This is a genomic window from Paeniglutamicibacter sulfureus (genome assembly GCF_039535115.1).
Taxonomy (GTDB): Bacteria; Actinomycetota; Actinomycetes; order Actinomycetales; family Micrococcaceae; genus Paeniglutamicibacter; species Paeniglutamicibacter sulfureus.
This window is the reverse complement of record NZ_BAAAWO010000001.1, coordinates 3,454,722-3,467,693: the sequence shown is the minus strand read 5'-3', so window position 1 is coordinate 3,467,693 and position 12,972 is coordinate 3,454,722. Positions and strand designations below refer to the sequence as shown.

Here is a 12,972-nt window from a genome sequence, read left to right as displayed (position 1 = left end):
GGATCAAGATTTCTGGGATTGCAACATGCTGATGAGTGAAACGTTGACGATGTCCGCGACGCTTGCGCCGCGGGAGAGGTCGTTGACCGGCGCGGCCAGCCCCTGCAGGATTGGCCCGTAGGCCTGGGCACCGGCGAGCCTTTGGGTGATCTTGTACCCGATGTTTCCGGCCGCCAGGTTGGGAAAGATGAAGACATTTGCGTGTCCGGCCACCGTTGAGCCCGGGGCCTTGGACGCGGCCACCGATTCGAGCAATGCGGCGTCGAATTGCAGTTCCCCGTCGATGCTCAGTGTTGGCTCGGCCGCCAGGGCCAGGGCGGTTGCCGCGCGGACCGTGGAAATGCTTTCGTGCTCCGCGGATCCGGCGGTGGAAAAGGAGAGCATGGCGACGGCCGGTTCTTCGCCGGTGAGGATGGCGAAGGTCCGTGCCGTGGCGCGGGCGATGTGCGCCAATTGGGTGGCGTCGGGCGTCGGGATGACGGCGCAGTCGCCGTATCCCACATAGCGCCCGTCGGCCAGCCGCATCAGGAAGGAGGAGGAAATGCTGCCGGCACCCGGGTCCGTGCCCACCACGCGCAGTGCCGCTCTCAGCACGTCGGCGGTGGGCCGGGTGGCCCCGGCGACGACGGCCGAGGCCAGCCCCGCCGGAACCGCCGCGACCGCCAGGAACAACGGGTCATCCATCCACCCCGCTGTCTTGGCGGGGCCGAGGCCGGCGACCTTGCCGGCCAGGAGCGTCCCGGCGGCACTGTCGCGCAGCTCGGCCACGCACAGGACGGTGGTGGCGTCGGTGAGCGTGACGCCTTCGGCGAGCGCCATCGCCTTGATGCACTCGCGCTCCCCCACCAGGATGGTCTCGACGCCGATCTCGCCCAGCACCCCGGCCGCGGCAATGGCCCGAGGATCGTGCCCGTCGGCAAGGATGACTGGTCCGCGGGAACCTTGGTCCGGGCCTGCCAGGAATCGGGCCAGGATTTTTTCGTCGACACCCGGGGGTCTCACCGTTGCGATGGCCATGGGACGGTTTCCTCCCATTGCCCGCTAGACCGCGGCCAGGGTGACGGCCGGCGACTTGAGGTAGCTGTCGGCGGCACTCATCACGTGGTGGACCTTGTCCAGCAAGTCATCGAGCACGTCCTGGTCGGCGACCAGGGGCGGGGAGAGCACCAGCATGGTGGCGCCGCGGTTGTCCGGGCGGGTGATCAGGTTGACCTCGCGCATGGCCTTGGGCATTACCCTGGTCAGCAGGTCCTTGGATTCCTCGGCCGTGAGCTCGCGTCCGGTTTCCCGGTTGCCGGTGAGCTCGATGGCGTAGAAGAATCCGGTCCCGCGGTATTCCTTGATGCTGGTGTGCGCCGAGACGATCTTGTCCAGTCCGTTCTGGAAGTACGGTTCCAGGCTCCGGACGTTGCCCACGATGCCTTCTTCCTTGAGCGCGGTCATGTTGGCCACCGCCACCGCGGTGGAGACCGGGTGGCCTCCCCAGGTGGCGCCGTGGGTAAAGATGCCCGCCAATGGCGAGGAGAGCATGGCGTCGGCCAGCGGTTTGCGGATAATGACCCCGCCCAGCGGCGCGTAGCCGGAGGTGGAGCCCTTGGCGAAGGTGATCAGGTCCGGGACCACGTCGTACTTGATGCTGCCGAACCATTCGCCGAGGCGGCCGAAGCCGGTGATGACCTCGTCGGCGACCAGCAGGATGCCGTGCTCGTCGCAGATGGAGCGCAGTTCCTGCCAGTAGCCGGCCGGCGGGACCAGTGCGCCGCGGGAGTTCTGCACCGGCTCGGCAAAGAGCGCGGCGATGGTGTGGGCGCCTTCGCGGGCGATGACCTCGCGGATCGCCTGGATCGAGGGCAGGTCCGCGGCGGATCCGCCTTCCGGGATGACCTCTCCCAAGGTGTTCGGGACGTGGAAGACGCCGGGCATCAGGGTGCCGAAGGCCTCCTTGTAGGCGGGGATCCCGGTGACGGCCAGGGCGCCAAGGGTGGTGCCGTGGTAGGCCATGTTGCGGGCGATGATCTTGGTGCGCTCGGGTTCGCCCTGCCCGCGGTGGTACTGCCGGGCAAACTTGATGGCCGACTCGACGGCCTCGGAACCGGAGTTCACGAAGAAGACGACGTCGAGGTCCCCCGGGGCCAGCCCGGCGATGAGCGTGGCGGCATCCACGGCCGCCGGGTGGGCCGAGCCCCAGTTGGTCCAGTAGGCCAAGCGCGACATCTGCTCGTACGCGGCCTTGGGAATGTCCTGGCGGCCGTGGCCGATGTTGGCGCAGAAGAGCCCTGCCAGTCCGTCGAGGAACTTGTTGCCGTCCTCGTCAAAAAGGTAGCTTCCCTCGCCCCGGGTGATGATGGGCAGGTTCGGGTCGTTCCACACCTGGCCTGTGGTGAAGTGCGGGTAGAGATGCCGCTGAGCACGATTGCGGATATCTGAGTTGGTCACGAGACCCCTCCATTCAAGGTTTTCCTGTCGGGTCCGCGGGCGCTTCCTTGCCCCGGGGATCCCCGCGCCACCCGACGTTGCCGTGTGGTGTGTATCACTCTGCCCCCATGCTGGGCCCTTTCCCAGACCCAAATCGGCTTCCCTTTTTAGGTACCAGAGGTTGGGGCTACACGTAGATCCGCGGCACTCTGGTCCCCACGCGGGTCAGGATCTCGTACGGAATGGTGCCGGAGGCCTCCGCCCACTTCTCGACGTGCGGCTCCCCGGCATCCCCGGGGCCAAAGAGCAGCGCCGCGTCCCCGGCCGAGACGTCGTCGTCGCCCACGTCGATGACGAATTGGTCCATGCAGACCCGGCCCAGGACGCGGTAGCGCACGCCACCGACCTGGACGGGACCCACCGAGCTGGCGCTGCGGAAGACGCCGTCGGCGTAGCCCAGCGGAACGACTGCCAGCGTGGTCTCCCCTTGCGTGGATTCGGTGTGGCCGTAGGAGATCCCGGCGCCGGCCGGGGCGCGCTTGGTCTGCACAACGGCAGCGCCCAGGGACATGGCCGGCCGCAACCGGGGGCAGTGGATGCGTTCGGATTCGGGGAGCGGGTTCACCCCGTAGACGGCGATCCCGGTGCGGACCATGTCGAAGTGCGCCTCCGGGGTGGCGAGGGTCGCTGCGGAGTTGGCGATGTGGCACAGCGCGGGGTCCAGCCCCAGGGACCTGGCCGTGTCGATGGCGTGCCTGAAGACCTGCAGTTGCGCAGCCACCGAAGGGTGCCCCGGTTCATCGGCGCAGGCCAGGTGGGACCAGACTCCCACCACCCGGATCCGTCCGGCGGCTTCCAGCTCCCGGGCCGCTGTGCACAATGCCGGCCAGTCGGCGGGCGTTGCCCCGCCGCGCCACATCCCGGTGTCGATCTTCAGGTGGATCCGGGGAACGCCGCCGGCCCCGGTTCCGGCGTCAGCGATCTCCCGCAATTGCCCCACCGAATACGCGGCAAGCTCGATGTCCTCGGCGATGGCCCGGGCGTAGGGTGCGCCGGGCGCCGCCAGCCAGGAGAAGAGCGGGGCGTCGATCCCGGCTTCCCGCACCGCGAAGGCCTCCTCGAGCACGGCGGTGCCCAGGTAGTCGGCTCCGCCTTCGAGGGCTGCGCGGGCGGCGGGCACGATGCCGTGTCCGTAGCCGTCGGCCTTGAGCACCGCCAGCAGCCGGACGCCGGCGGCGACCTTCCGCAGCGCCCGCACGTTGGCGGAGATGGCCGCCGTTTCGATGAAGGCTGCCCGCTGCGGCACCGCGCCGAGGGCTGTCTGCGGCCCGGGGGCCTGGTTGTTTTCGAGCGTGCTGAAGGGATTCATTGCGACGTCCTTGTCGTTGGTGGGGTGCGCCGGTGCGCGGGCAGGGGGCGGCGGGCGGCAACATGCCCGCGCTACCTACAACTGTTCTGCAGGTGCGCCGTTCGGCACAGATCCAGATCGGGCAGGGTTCAATGGGTCCACAGGATGTGAAGGGGCCTCGCCCTGCCGCCCGGCAAGCCCTGCAATGACGCGGCCCAGTTCCCTGATGCCCGGTCGGATGGCCTCGAGCTTGATGGCGGCGAATCCCAGGCGGAAGTGGTTCCGGTTGGCTCCTGGATCATCGTAAAAAACGTCCCCGCGCTCGATGACGATTCCTGCCTTCAGCGCCTCGGCCGCCAATTCCACGCAGTCCAGGTCCGCCGGGCCGGTGATCCAGACGCTGACCCCGCCCGGAGGCGCAACGACCTTGAAGGGCACGAATTCCTCCAGCGCCTCGGTGAGCACCTGCCACTTGCGCTGCAATTGGGTGCGGCGCCGCGAAATGGTGCGGTGGTACTGGCCCGATTCGATCAGCAGCGCCATGGCGCGCTGGGGGTGGCCGGGGATGTGCCGGATCTTGTAGCGCCGCTGGTTCCGCAATTCGGTGATCAGCTCCGCCTCGGCCACCAGGTAGCCCATGCGCAGCCCCGGGGCCAGGAACTTGGTGAAGGATCCGAGGTAGATGACGTGCCCGGAATTCGGCAGCGCCTTCAGCGCCGGGGTGGGCTTGCCGCGGTAGCGAAACTCGGAATCGTAGTCGTCCTCGATGATCAGTGCCCCCGCGTCGCGGGTGCTCGCGAGGATTTGCTGGCGGCGGCTGCCCGAGAGGGTGACGTTGGTGGGGCTGTGGTGGCTGGGGGTGAGATAGAGCAGGTCAAGGTCCCCGAAGTCCGCGGGTGGCACCAGGCCGTGTTCGTCGACTTCCAACGGACGCAGCGTGGCACCGGTGCGCGCGAAGGTGTGCCGGGCATCGACATACCCGGGGTTCTCCACCCCGACCACGGTGTCGCGGCCCATCATGGTCTGCGCCAGAAGGTCCAGCCCCTGTTGGGAGCCGGCGGTGATGAGGATGTTTTCCGGCCGGGCCTGGATGCCGCGGGCCGGGAGGACTCTCTTGCACAGCACCTCGAGAAGGTACGGGTCGTCCTCGTCCACCGAGTCGCGCAGCGAGTAGAAGAGGTGTGGTGCGTCCATGGCGTCGCGCAGTGCCCGGGACCAGGCAAGGCGCGGGAAGTCGCGCTCGTCGACCTGCCCGGCCACGAACGGGTACGGGTGGCTCGACCAGTTGCGGACCTTGGTGATCTCCGGCATCCCGGCATCCTCGCGCGGGCGGATGTGCCGGGACCAGTCGACGGCCGACCCCTCCGCCGTGGCGGCGGCGCGGCCGAGCTCGCGGTTGCGCAGCATCTGGGTGTTGATGAAGTAGCCGCGGCGCGACCGGGACTCGATCATGCCCGAGGCCAGCAGCTCCTGGTAGGCAGCATTGACGGTGTTGCGCGAGAGCCCGAGCTCCCGGGCCATCTCGCGCGACGAGGGCAGGGGCTGCTCCGGCACCAGGGTGCCCACGAGGATCTGGTGCTCCAGCGCCTGCCTCAGCTGCCGGTACAGCGGCTCCCCCGACCCGGACGACACCGCGATCGGAGCCCTGACCCCTTCGCGGGGTTCCGGCAGGTCTGCGGGGTTGGCGGGGCGCGGGTTCCTAGACGTGGCCATGGTTGGCGCCCGCAGGGACCGGGACGTAGAAACGCGGGATGACCACAATGGGCACCGGCAGGGCACGCAGCATCTTGTTCGCGGTGGACCCCAGGAAGATCCGGCTCCGCTCCGCCAGGCGGCTGGAGCCGAGCAGGACGATTTCTGACTCGTCCCAGTCAAGGGCATCCACCGCGGCCTCTGTCGAGCGGCCCTGGGCGACGTCGGCGGTGACAATCGTCCGGTTCCGCACCCCCGCGATGGCCGTCTCGAGGGTCTGCCGGGCGTGCTCGCGCGCCGCATCGATCCGGTCGCCGTGGTGCTTTTCGCCGTCCATGGCCACCAGCGAGATCAGCCGCAGCGGAACGTGGCGGACTGCGGCGGAATCCACCGCGGCCTCCAGGACCGAATCGGCCCCGTTGCGGGTGCCCAGCGCACAGGTGATGCGGGTGATTTCCCGCGGCGGGAGGTAGCCCGAGGGTGCCAGCGCCACCGGGACCGGGGAGGAATGTAGCAGGGCGTTGGCCACGGAGCCCACGGTGAACCGGCGCAGCGGCCCGGTGCTCGCTGCTCCCACCACCACCAGGTCCGCCTTGAACGCCGACACCGCCTCGAGCAGCCCTTCGGCCATCGATGCGGCAAAACGAATGTGGGTCCGCGCCACCATGCTCGAGGGCACCAGCGCCAGCGCCCGGTCCATCCATTTTTGGGCTGCCTGCTCCAGGAACTCCTGGTAGACGCGTTCGCTGCGGGTGGCTGCAGCGGCCGGCGGGACGCCGGGGAGGATGTGGACCAGATCGATCTCGGCATGCGTGGGAGCCGCCAACGACCTGGACAGCGCCAGTGCCAGGGAGATTGCCTCGCGGCCGCGCTTGTCCTCGGTGCAGCCAACGACATACCTCATGGCGTGGGCTTCCCCCCCTTCATTGGGAGTAGATTCGGGTTTTCCCCCTTATGCCTACCAGTTCGCGGTTCAGGGCGGAAAGAATGACGCACCTGTGACGCGGCGCACTATTTGTCCATCGAGTGCTGCGCCAGGAAGGAATACACCTCGGTCTCGTCCACGCCAGGGAAGGCACCCTGCGGCATGGCCGCCAGCAGATGCGTCTGGGCACGCGCGCTGGGCCAGGCCTGGCCCGCCCACTGCTGCTGCAGCTCCAGCGGCGGGCGGCGGCAGCACGACTCGTCCGGGCAGGTGGATACGGAGCGCTCGGTGGTGTCGCGCCCGCGGAACCATTTCACGTGCACGTAGGGCACCCCGATGCTCAGCGAGAACTTCCCGGTGTTGGAACGCTCGGTCCGCGCGGTGCACCAGAAGGTGCCGACCGTCGTGTCCGTGTACTGGTTGTAGGCGCTGAACTGGTCGGCCACGTCGAAGACCTCGCGGCTGGTCCAGTGCCTGCACACCGACTGCCCCTCGATGGCACCGATGTGGTCCATCGGGAAGTTCACGCCGTCGTTCTCGTAGGCCTTGTGGATGATGCCGGACTCGTGCACCTTCTGGAAGTGCACCGTGATGCCCAGGTGCTCGGTGGCCAGGTTGGTGAAGCGGTGGGCGGCGGTCTCGTAGGAGACCGCAAAGGCGTCCCGGATGTCCTCGACGGCGAGCTCGCGCGCGCTCTTGGCGTGTTGCAGGAAATCCACGGTGGCCTTTTCCGGCATCATCAGGGAGGCCGCAAAGTAGTTGGTGGCCACGCGTTGGCGCAGGAACTCGGCGTAGTCGGACGGGGTGGCGTGGCCCAGCACGTGGTGTCCGAAGGCCTGCAACAGCACCGAGCGCGTGGAATGCTCCGAACGCTGGGACTGGGTGAGGTAGACCCGCATGTTCTTCAGGTCGGTGACCGAGCGGGTGGAGTGCGGCAGGTCCGAGACGTTGTGCAGGGAGAAGCCCAGGTGCGCGGCGATGTCGGCTACCTGGTGGTGTGAGAGCGGACCGGTGGTGTGGCCAATGGCCTTGAGCACGGCCGCGGCTTCCTTCTCGATCGCCGGAAAATAGTTGTTGCGTGCCTTCATCTCGCCGCGCAGCTCCGCGTTGGCGCGGCGCGCCTCCTCGGGGGTGGCCGATTGCTCGTTGAGCCGCCGTTCCAGCTCCCCCTGCAACCCGACCAGGGATTCGAGCACGTCCATGGGCGTCCGAGAGGAGATGCGCACCTTGGGCAGTCCCAGCGACTGGTACAGCGGTCCGCGCTGGGCGCGCTCCAGCTCGATTTCCAGTGCCGCGCGCCGCGTGGGAGGTGCGGCACCGAGCAGCTCGTCCAACCCGACGCCGAAGATGGCGGCGAGCGACTTGAGCATGCTGAGCTTTGGCTCGCGCTTGCCATTTTCCATCAGCGACAGCTGGCTGGGCGCTGTGCCCACGGCCTCTGACAGGTCATCGAGGGTCATGGCTTTGGCCTTGCGCAGGTGTCGGATCCGGCGGCCGAGGGAGATGATGTCCAATTGCTCGGCGTCTTCGGGCGACAGGATGCTCTTGTCCGACGCTGCGGGTCGGTTCCATGTGGGGGTGCTCACATTTTCAGGGTACGCGAAGAAGTGAAGATCTTCCCAGCAATTTGCCACAAAGGCTGCCCTGGAAACACCAAACATGCGCTTCAGCGAAGTTGCATGCCGAATCCGCCAGTCTGCACAACCATCCACGAACCCCCGGGACTCGATGTGGAGCTATCCGCGTCCGGCTTTCCCGCTGCCCAACGGGGGTTGTGCCCGACCAACCGCCCTGACAGCATGAAACCGGTGACTGACCATGCGAAATACCTCGAGGCCTACGACGACCAGCTCCGCACGGACGCCGAAACGCCCAGCGCGATCCGGGTTGACCGTCTGGACACTCTGCGCCTGGTGACGTTCGCCGGAGGGCGTGGCTTCGTGACGTACCGGAATCTGGGATCCGTTGACGACGTCGGAATCGCCACACTCGTTGGCCGGGCGCTCGACCATTTCCGCAAGGATCCGACGATCGCCGGCATCGAGTGGAAAAGCCGGGGGCACGATCATGCACCGGGGTTGCACGAGGCACTGCTGGCCAATGAATTCCTGCCCGACGAGCCAGAATCGATCATGATCGGAGCCCTCGAAGGATTGTGTGCCGATGTCCCGACCCCGGACGGGGTCGGCCTGCGGCGGATCACCAGCGATTCCGATGTACGCATCATGAGCGAGATGGTCGAGCAGGCCTTCGGCAACCCCTCCAACACCCGTCTTGCCGATGCACTCATCAACCGACTGGCGCGCAACGACGGCATGGAGCTGTGGGTGGCCGAGACCGACGGGCGCATGGTCGGCGCGGGCCGGCTCGAGCCCGTGCCCGACACCGACTTTGTCGGCATCTGGGGCGGCTCCACCCTCCGGGCCTACCGCGGACGCGGCATCTACCGCGCCCTGACGGCTGCGCGGGCTCGGTCGGCGTTGGCGGTGGGCAAGAAGCTGGTCCACAGCGACTCGACGGAGTACTCGCGACCCATCCTGGAACGCTCCGGCCTGCTCAAGGTCTCCACGACCACGCCCTATTACTGGTCGCGCTGAGTCCGAAGACCGCGCCGGCCGGCTACGCCCTTTTTGACGCGCCGATGGCCCAGACCCGCGGCAGGGCAGCGCCGTTGACGGAGTGATCCCCCACCAGGCGGGCCTTGTAGACCCAGGGGTTGTGATTGCCGGCAGTGCGGGCGTTGCGCCAGTGGCGATCCAGGTTCTTGGCGGTGCTGGTGGCCGAGGCAGCCAGCGCATCGAAGGCGTGGGTCACGGCGTTCAGGACCAACGGGGTCAGTGCCACCTGCGCCTGGGCCGAGGCGAGTTCCGCGGCGTCGTTGGCCGCCTCGTCCTGCTGCGCCGTGGCGTCCCCTGCGTGGAGCGCGACGGCGGTTGTATAGGCGCGCTGCAGGGAATCCGCCACGCGTTCCACCGCACCGGCCGCGACGAATGCGGCGGCGGATACCTCACCGACGATTTGCAGCAGCTGCGGGTCCTCACTGGCGACGTTGGCCGCGGCGTGGCTGAAGGTGCGCTTGCGCGCGGCCAGCTCTGCGGCGAATTCGCGTTCGACGGCGCGTGCCGTTCCCGCCAGCACCGCCAGCAGCACCTCCTGGTAGAAGGCAGTCTGGTACTTGAACCGGGTGTCGAATTCGATGAGATTCTCGGGGGCAACCACCGCGTTGGTAAATGTGGAGGTCCCGGTGCCGGTGGTGCGCTGGCCGAATCCGTCCCAGTCGTCCTCGATCCGCACTCCGGGCTGGTGGGCATTGATGGCCGCGATGACGCGGCTGCCGGTGTCGGTGCGCTGGGCGTAGGTGTCGATCCAGTCGGCGTAGATCGACCCGGTCGAGTAGTACTTGGTCCCGTTGACCACGAACCCGCCGTTGCCGTCTGGAGCGACTTTGGTGTTCACCTCCCCAACGGTTACGGTCCCAACCTCCGTCCAGGAGTTGCCGACCAGCTCGCCGTCGACAAAGCGCGCCAACCAAGCATCGCGTTCCGCGCCGGGGACGGCGACGAGCCGGTCCTCCACGAAGGCGAAGTGGCTGCGCAGCGCTTGGGTGATGTTGGGGTCTGCCGCGGCAAGCTCGGTGAGTAGCTCGAAGAGCTCGGGCAGTGTGGCCCCGGCACCTCCGTGGGATTCGGGAACGCGCACCGCGCCGAACCCTGCGGCGGCCAACGCCGAGACTTGTTCGCGGGGAAGTGACCCCGTGCGGTCGCGCTCCGAGGCACCGGCGGCGATGTCGGCAAAGAGCGGGGCGAAGCGTGCCGAAAGCTGCTCGAGCCGGCTGCGGTTCAGGGATGTGGTGGTCATGGTTGGACTCCTTTTGCGTGGGAAGGAAAGCGGGACGGGGCTTAGGTGTAGAGCGAGAGCGGTTGCAACTCTCCATGCAGGAAGTGGGCGCCGACCTCGATCTTCTTGTAGTCGACCGGGTCGTGCAGGGTGTGGGTGCGCACATTGCGCCAGAAGAGGTCGAGGCCCACGGAATTGGCCGTCGAGCTGGCGCCGGTGACCTCATAAATGCGGTTGGCGACCTCGATGCCGGTCTCGGTGGCCACCACCTTCAGCTCGGCGATGGCGATGGCGTAGTCCCCGCGCTGCTCGGCCGTCAGCTCGTTGGAGCGGGCGACCTCGGTATCGAAGCGTCGGTTCAGCTTCTCGGCGAGCGCCTCCACCGCTGCTGTGCCGGCCTTCAATTCCCCGATGGCGCGCTGGAAGACCACGTCGTGCGCATAGCTTTCGGCGTTTGAGAGGAACCAGGCGTTCTTGCGCGCCAACAGCAGTTCCCTGCCCTTGGCCAGCGCGCCCTGGGCGACGCCGAGGTAGAAGTTGCCGAAGCCCAACTGCACCCCCGGCGTCAGCAGCGAGGCGATGGGCTCGTCGGTGACCGGCCCGAGGATGTCCTCGGGCAACACCGCGACATCGGTGTACCGCACCGAGCCCGAGGCCGTCAGCCGCTGGCCGAGGTGGTCCCAGTCTCCCACCAGTTCCAGTCCCTCCCGCCCGGTGTCCAGCACGAAGGCCAGCACCTTGCCGTCGTTGGTTCCGCCTTGGATGACGGCGTTGACGATGATGACCTCGCCCACCCCGGAGCCGGTGGAGAAGCGCTTGAACCCGTTCAGGCGGTAGCCCTCGCCCTCTTCGGTGAGCACCAGGGTGGGGTCCACGGGGTTCACCGAGTCGCCCCAGAGCCAGCCGCCCTCCACCGTGCGGCGCCACCAGGCCGGCTGGTCCTCCGGGGCCGCGTAGAAGCCGATGCCCGCCTGGTTGAAGTAGTGATAGGCCAGTAGCTGGGAGATCGAGCCGTCGGCGGTGGCCAGGATACGCACGGCGTGGAAGGAGGACTCGAAGTGTCCTCCGCCACCGCCGAACTCCGCAGGGACCAGCAGATCCAGCAGGCCCGAGGAGCGCAGCAATTCCGTCTCCGCATGGGGTGTCGCGTTGGCGCGGTCCCGGACCAGGGCATCGGTGGCAAGGGTGTCGGCCACCGATTGGGCGATGGCGCTCCAGTGGGCGATCTCCGCCTCGTCGGCGTTCCCGGTCCAGGGGGTGCGGCGCAGGGTCTCGGTGCTTGTGCTCATGTGCTTGCCTCTTTCCTAGGAGTGGTTCGAGGCCAGGACGGCCTCGGGGGTGGCGCTTGCCGCGGCCTCGGCTGCGGAGGGCTTGTCCGCATAGGAGCCGCGGTAGGCTGCCGCCGGGTGGGTGTCGGCGACCTTGGTGTTGCCCTGCCCGGCCACGTACTCGCGCAGCGTGGAACCCTCGTAGCCACCCCAGGCGCGTCCGCGCTTGCGCAGTTCCGGGACCACCAGGTCGGAAAATTGCTCGAAGGACCCGGGGGTCACGGCGTAGGCCAGGTTGATGCCGTCGAGCCCCGATTCGTCCACCCAGCGCTCCACCTCATCGGCAACGGTCTCGGCTGAACCGACAAAGACCGGGCCGATGCCGCCGATGCCCAGGTAGTCGGCGATCGCATTCGGCGTCCACGACTTGGTGGCATCCGCGGTGGTGAAGATCGACAGCGCGGAGCGCGCAGCATTGGTGTCGATGTACTTCAGTTCGTCCTCGCCGGCGTACTTACTCAAATCCAGGCCCGACCAGCCTCCGTAGAAGGTCATGGCGCCCTCGCGGGAGGAAAAGGACTGGTATTCGCGGTACAGCGCCTCGGCCTTGGCATCCGAGTCGGCGACCACGGTGGTGACCAGCGCGTAGAGCTTGGCCGCATCGCGCGGTCGGCCGACCAGCTCGAGTTCGTCGCGGATTGCCTCGGTTTGCCGGCGTGTGACGGTGGTGTTGATCGAGTTCAGGAAGATCCCTTCGGCGTGCGTGGCGCCGAAGCGCCTGCCGCGTGAGGATGCCCCCGCCTGGAAGATGGCAGGGGTGCGCTGCACCGAGGGCTCGGAGAGGTGGATTCCGGGCACCTTGTAGTACGTGCCGTCGTGGTTGATCGGGTGCACCTTGGAGGGGTCGGTGTAGATTCCGCGCTCCCTGTCCTTGACGACGGCGCCATCCTCCCACGAACCCTCCCAGAGCTTGTAGACGACCTCCATGAATTCATCGGCGAGGTCGTAGCGCTCGTCGTGTCCCAGCTGGCGCGTGTAGCCCAGGTTCCGCGCGGCGGATTCGAGGTAGCTGGTGACAACGTTCCAGCCGATGCGCCCGCCTGTGAGGTGGTCAAGCGAGGAGAACTTGCGGGCCAGTGCGTAGGGCTGTTCGTAGGTCAGCGCGCTGGTCACCGCGAACCCGAGGTTCTTGGTCACCGCCGCCATCGCGGAGACCTGCATGAACGGGTCGTTCAGCGGGACCTGGTCGGCGTCCAGCAGTGCCGGGGCGCTGGAGTTTTGGTAGACGTCGTAGATTCCCAGCACGTCGGCCAGGAAGAGGGCGTCGAAGCCGCCGGCCTCGAGGGTCTTTGCCAGGGAAGTCCAGTATTCGAGGGTGTTGTAGGTATCCGCCTGATTTTCCGGGTGGCGCCAGAGCCCGGGGCTCTGGTGGGTCGGGGTGGTCATGTCGAAGGCATTGAGGGAAATGCGTTGTGCCATGGCGTGTG

The 12,972-nt window shown here is 67.6% G+C and carries 10 protein-coding genes; 1 reads left to right on the top strand and 9 read right to left on the bottom strand.

Annotated elements, in window-relative coordinates; translation table 11 throughout:
- Positions 1–3 precede the first annotated feature (3 nt).
- From ABD687_RS15790 to ABD687_RS15765, 6 genes are all read right to left on the bottom strand, one after another.
- On the bottom strand, positions 4–1,017 hold the full coding sequence (locus ABD687_RS15790) for a phosphotransacetylase (protein ID WP_302263100.1): 1,014 nt from the start codon (positions 1,015–1,017) through the stop codon (positions 4–6).
- Positions 1,018–1,041: 24 nt separating this feature from the next.
- Complete coding sequence (locus ABD687_RS15785; protein WP_264269905.1) at positions 1,042–2,436, bottom strand: aspartate aminotransferase family protein; 1,395 nt, start codon at positions 2,434–2,436, stop codon at positions 1,042–1,044.
- A 166-nt stretch (positions 2,437–2,602) separates the two neighbouring features.
- Positions 2,603–3,784 (bottom strand): alanine racemase, encoded by a 1,182-nt coding sequence (alr, locus tag ABD687_RS15780; RefSeq protein WP_302263101.1) that lies wholly within the window; start codon positions 3,782–3,784, stop codon positions 2,603–2,605.
- A 75-nt stretch (positions 3,785–3,859) separates the two neighbouring features.
- Positions 3,860–5,476: a MocR-like pyridoxine biosynthesis transcription factor PdxR gene (gene pdxR, locus ABD687_RS15775; protein ID WP_310289744.1), complete on the bottom strand. Its 1,617-nt coding sequence runs from the start codon at positions 5,474–5,476 to the stop codon at positions 3,860–3,862.
- A complete protein-coding gene (locus ABD687_RS15770; protein ID WP_310289745.1) occupies positions 5,463–6,359 on the bottom strand; it encodes a universal stress protein in 897 nt (298 codons plus the stop codon). Before ABD687_RS15770 ends, pdxR begins: the two co-directional genes overlap by 14 nt.
- Positions 6,360–6,466: 107 nt before the next feature.
- Positions 6,467–8,041, bottom strand: coding sequence for a helix-turn-helix domain-containing protein (locus tag ABD687_RS15765; protein ID WP_310289747.1), 1,575 nt, complete (start codon positions 8,039–8,041; stop codon positions 6,467–6,469).
- 138 nt (positions 8,042–8,179) lie between these two features.
- Between ABD687_RS15765 and ABD687_RS15760 the strand changes: the two genes are divergently transcribed.
- Positions 8,180–8,977 (top strand): GNAT family N-acetyltransferase, encoded by a 798-nt coding sequence (locus tag ABD687_RS15760; protein WP_310289749.1) that lies wholly within the window; start codon positions 8,180–8,182, stop codon positions 8,975–8,977.
- Between the two features lie 22 nt (positions 8,978–8,999).
- Here ABD687_RS15760 and ABD687_RS15755 read toward each other — a convergent pair whose 3' ends face one another.
- The 3 genes from ABD687_RS15755 to ABD687_RS15745 are packed head-to-tail and all read right to left on the bottom strand — an operon-like array spanning position 9,000 to position 12,964.
- Positions 9,000–10,238: an acyl-CoA dehydrogenase family protein gene (locus tag ABD687_RS15755; protein ID WP_310289752.1), complete on the bottom strand. Its 1,239-nt coding sequence runs from the start codon at positions 10,236–10,238 to the stop codon at positions 9,000–9,002.
- A gap of 41 nt (positions 10,239–10,279) precedes the next feature.
- On the bottom strand, positions 10,280–11,506 hold the full coding sequence (locus ABD687_RS15750) for an acyl-CoA dehydrogenase family protein (RefSeq protein ID WP_310289754.1): 1,227 nt from the start codon (positions 11,504–11,506) through the stop codon (positions 10,280–10,282).
- A 15-nt stretch (positions 11,507–11,521) separates the two neighbouring features.
- Positions 11,522–12,964 carry an LLM class flavin-dependent oxidoreductase gene (locus tag ABD687_RS15745; protein WP_310289756.1) on the bottom strand — a complete coding sequence of 481 codons (1,443 nt, stop codon included), beginning with the start codon at positions 12,962–12,964 and terminating at the stop codon, positions 11,522–11,524.
- Positions 12,965–12,972: the final 8 nt, after the last annotated feature.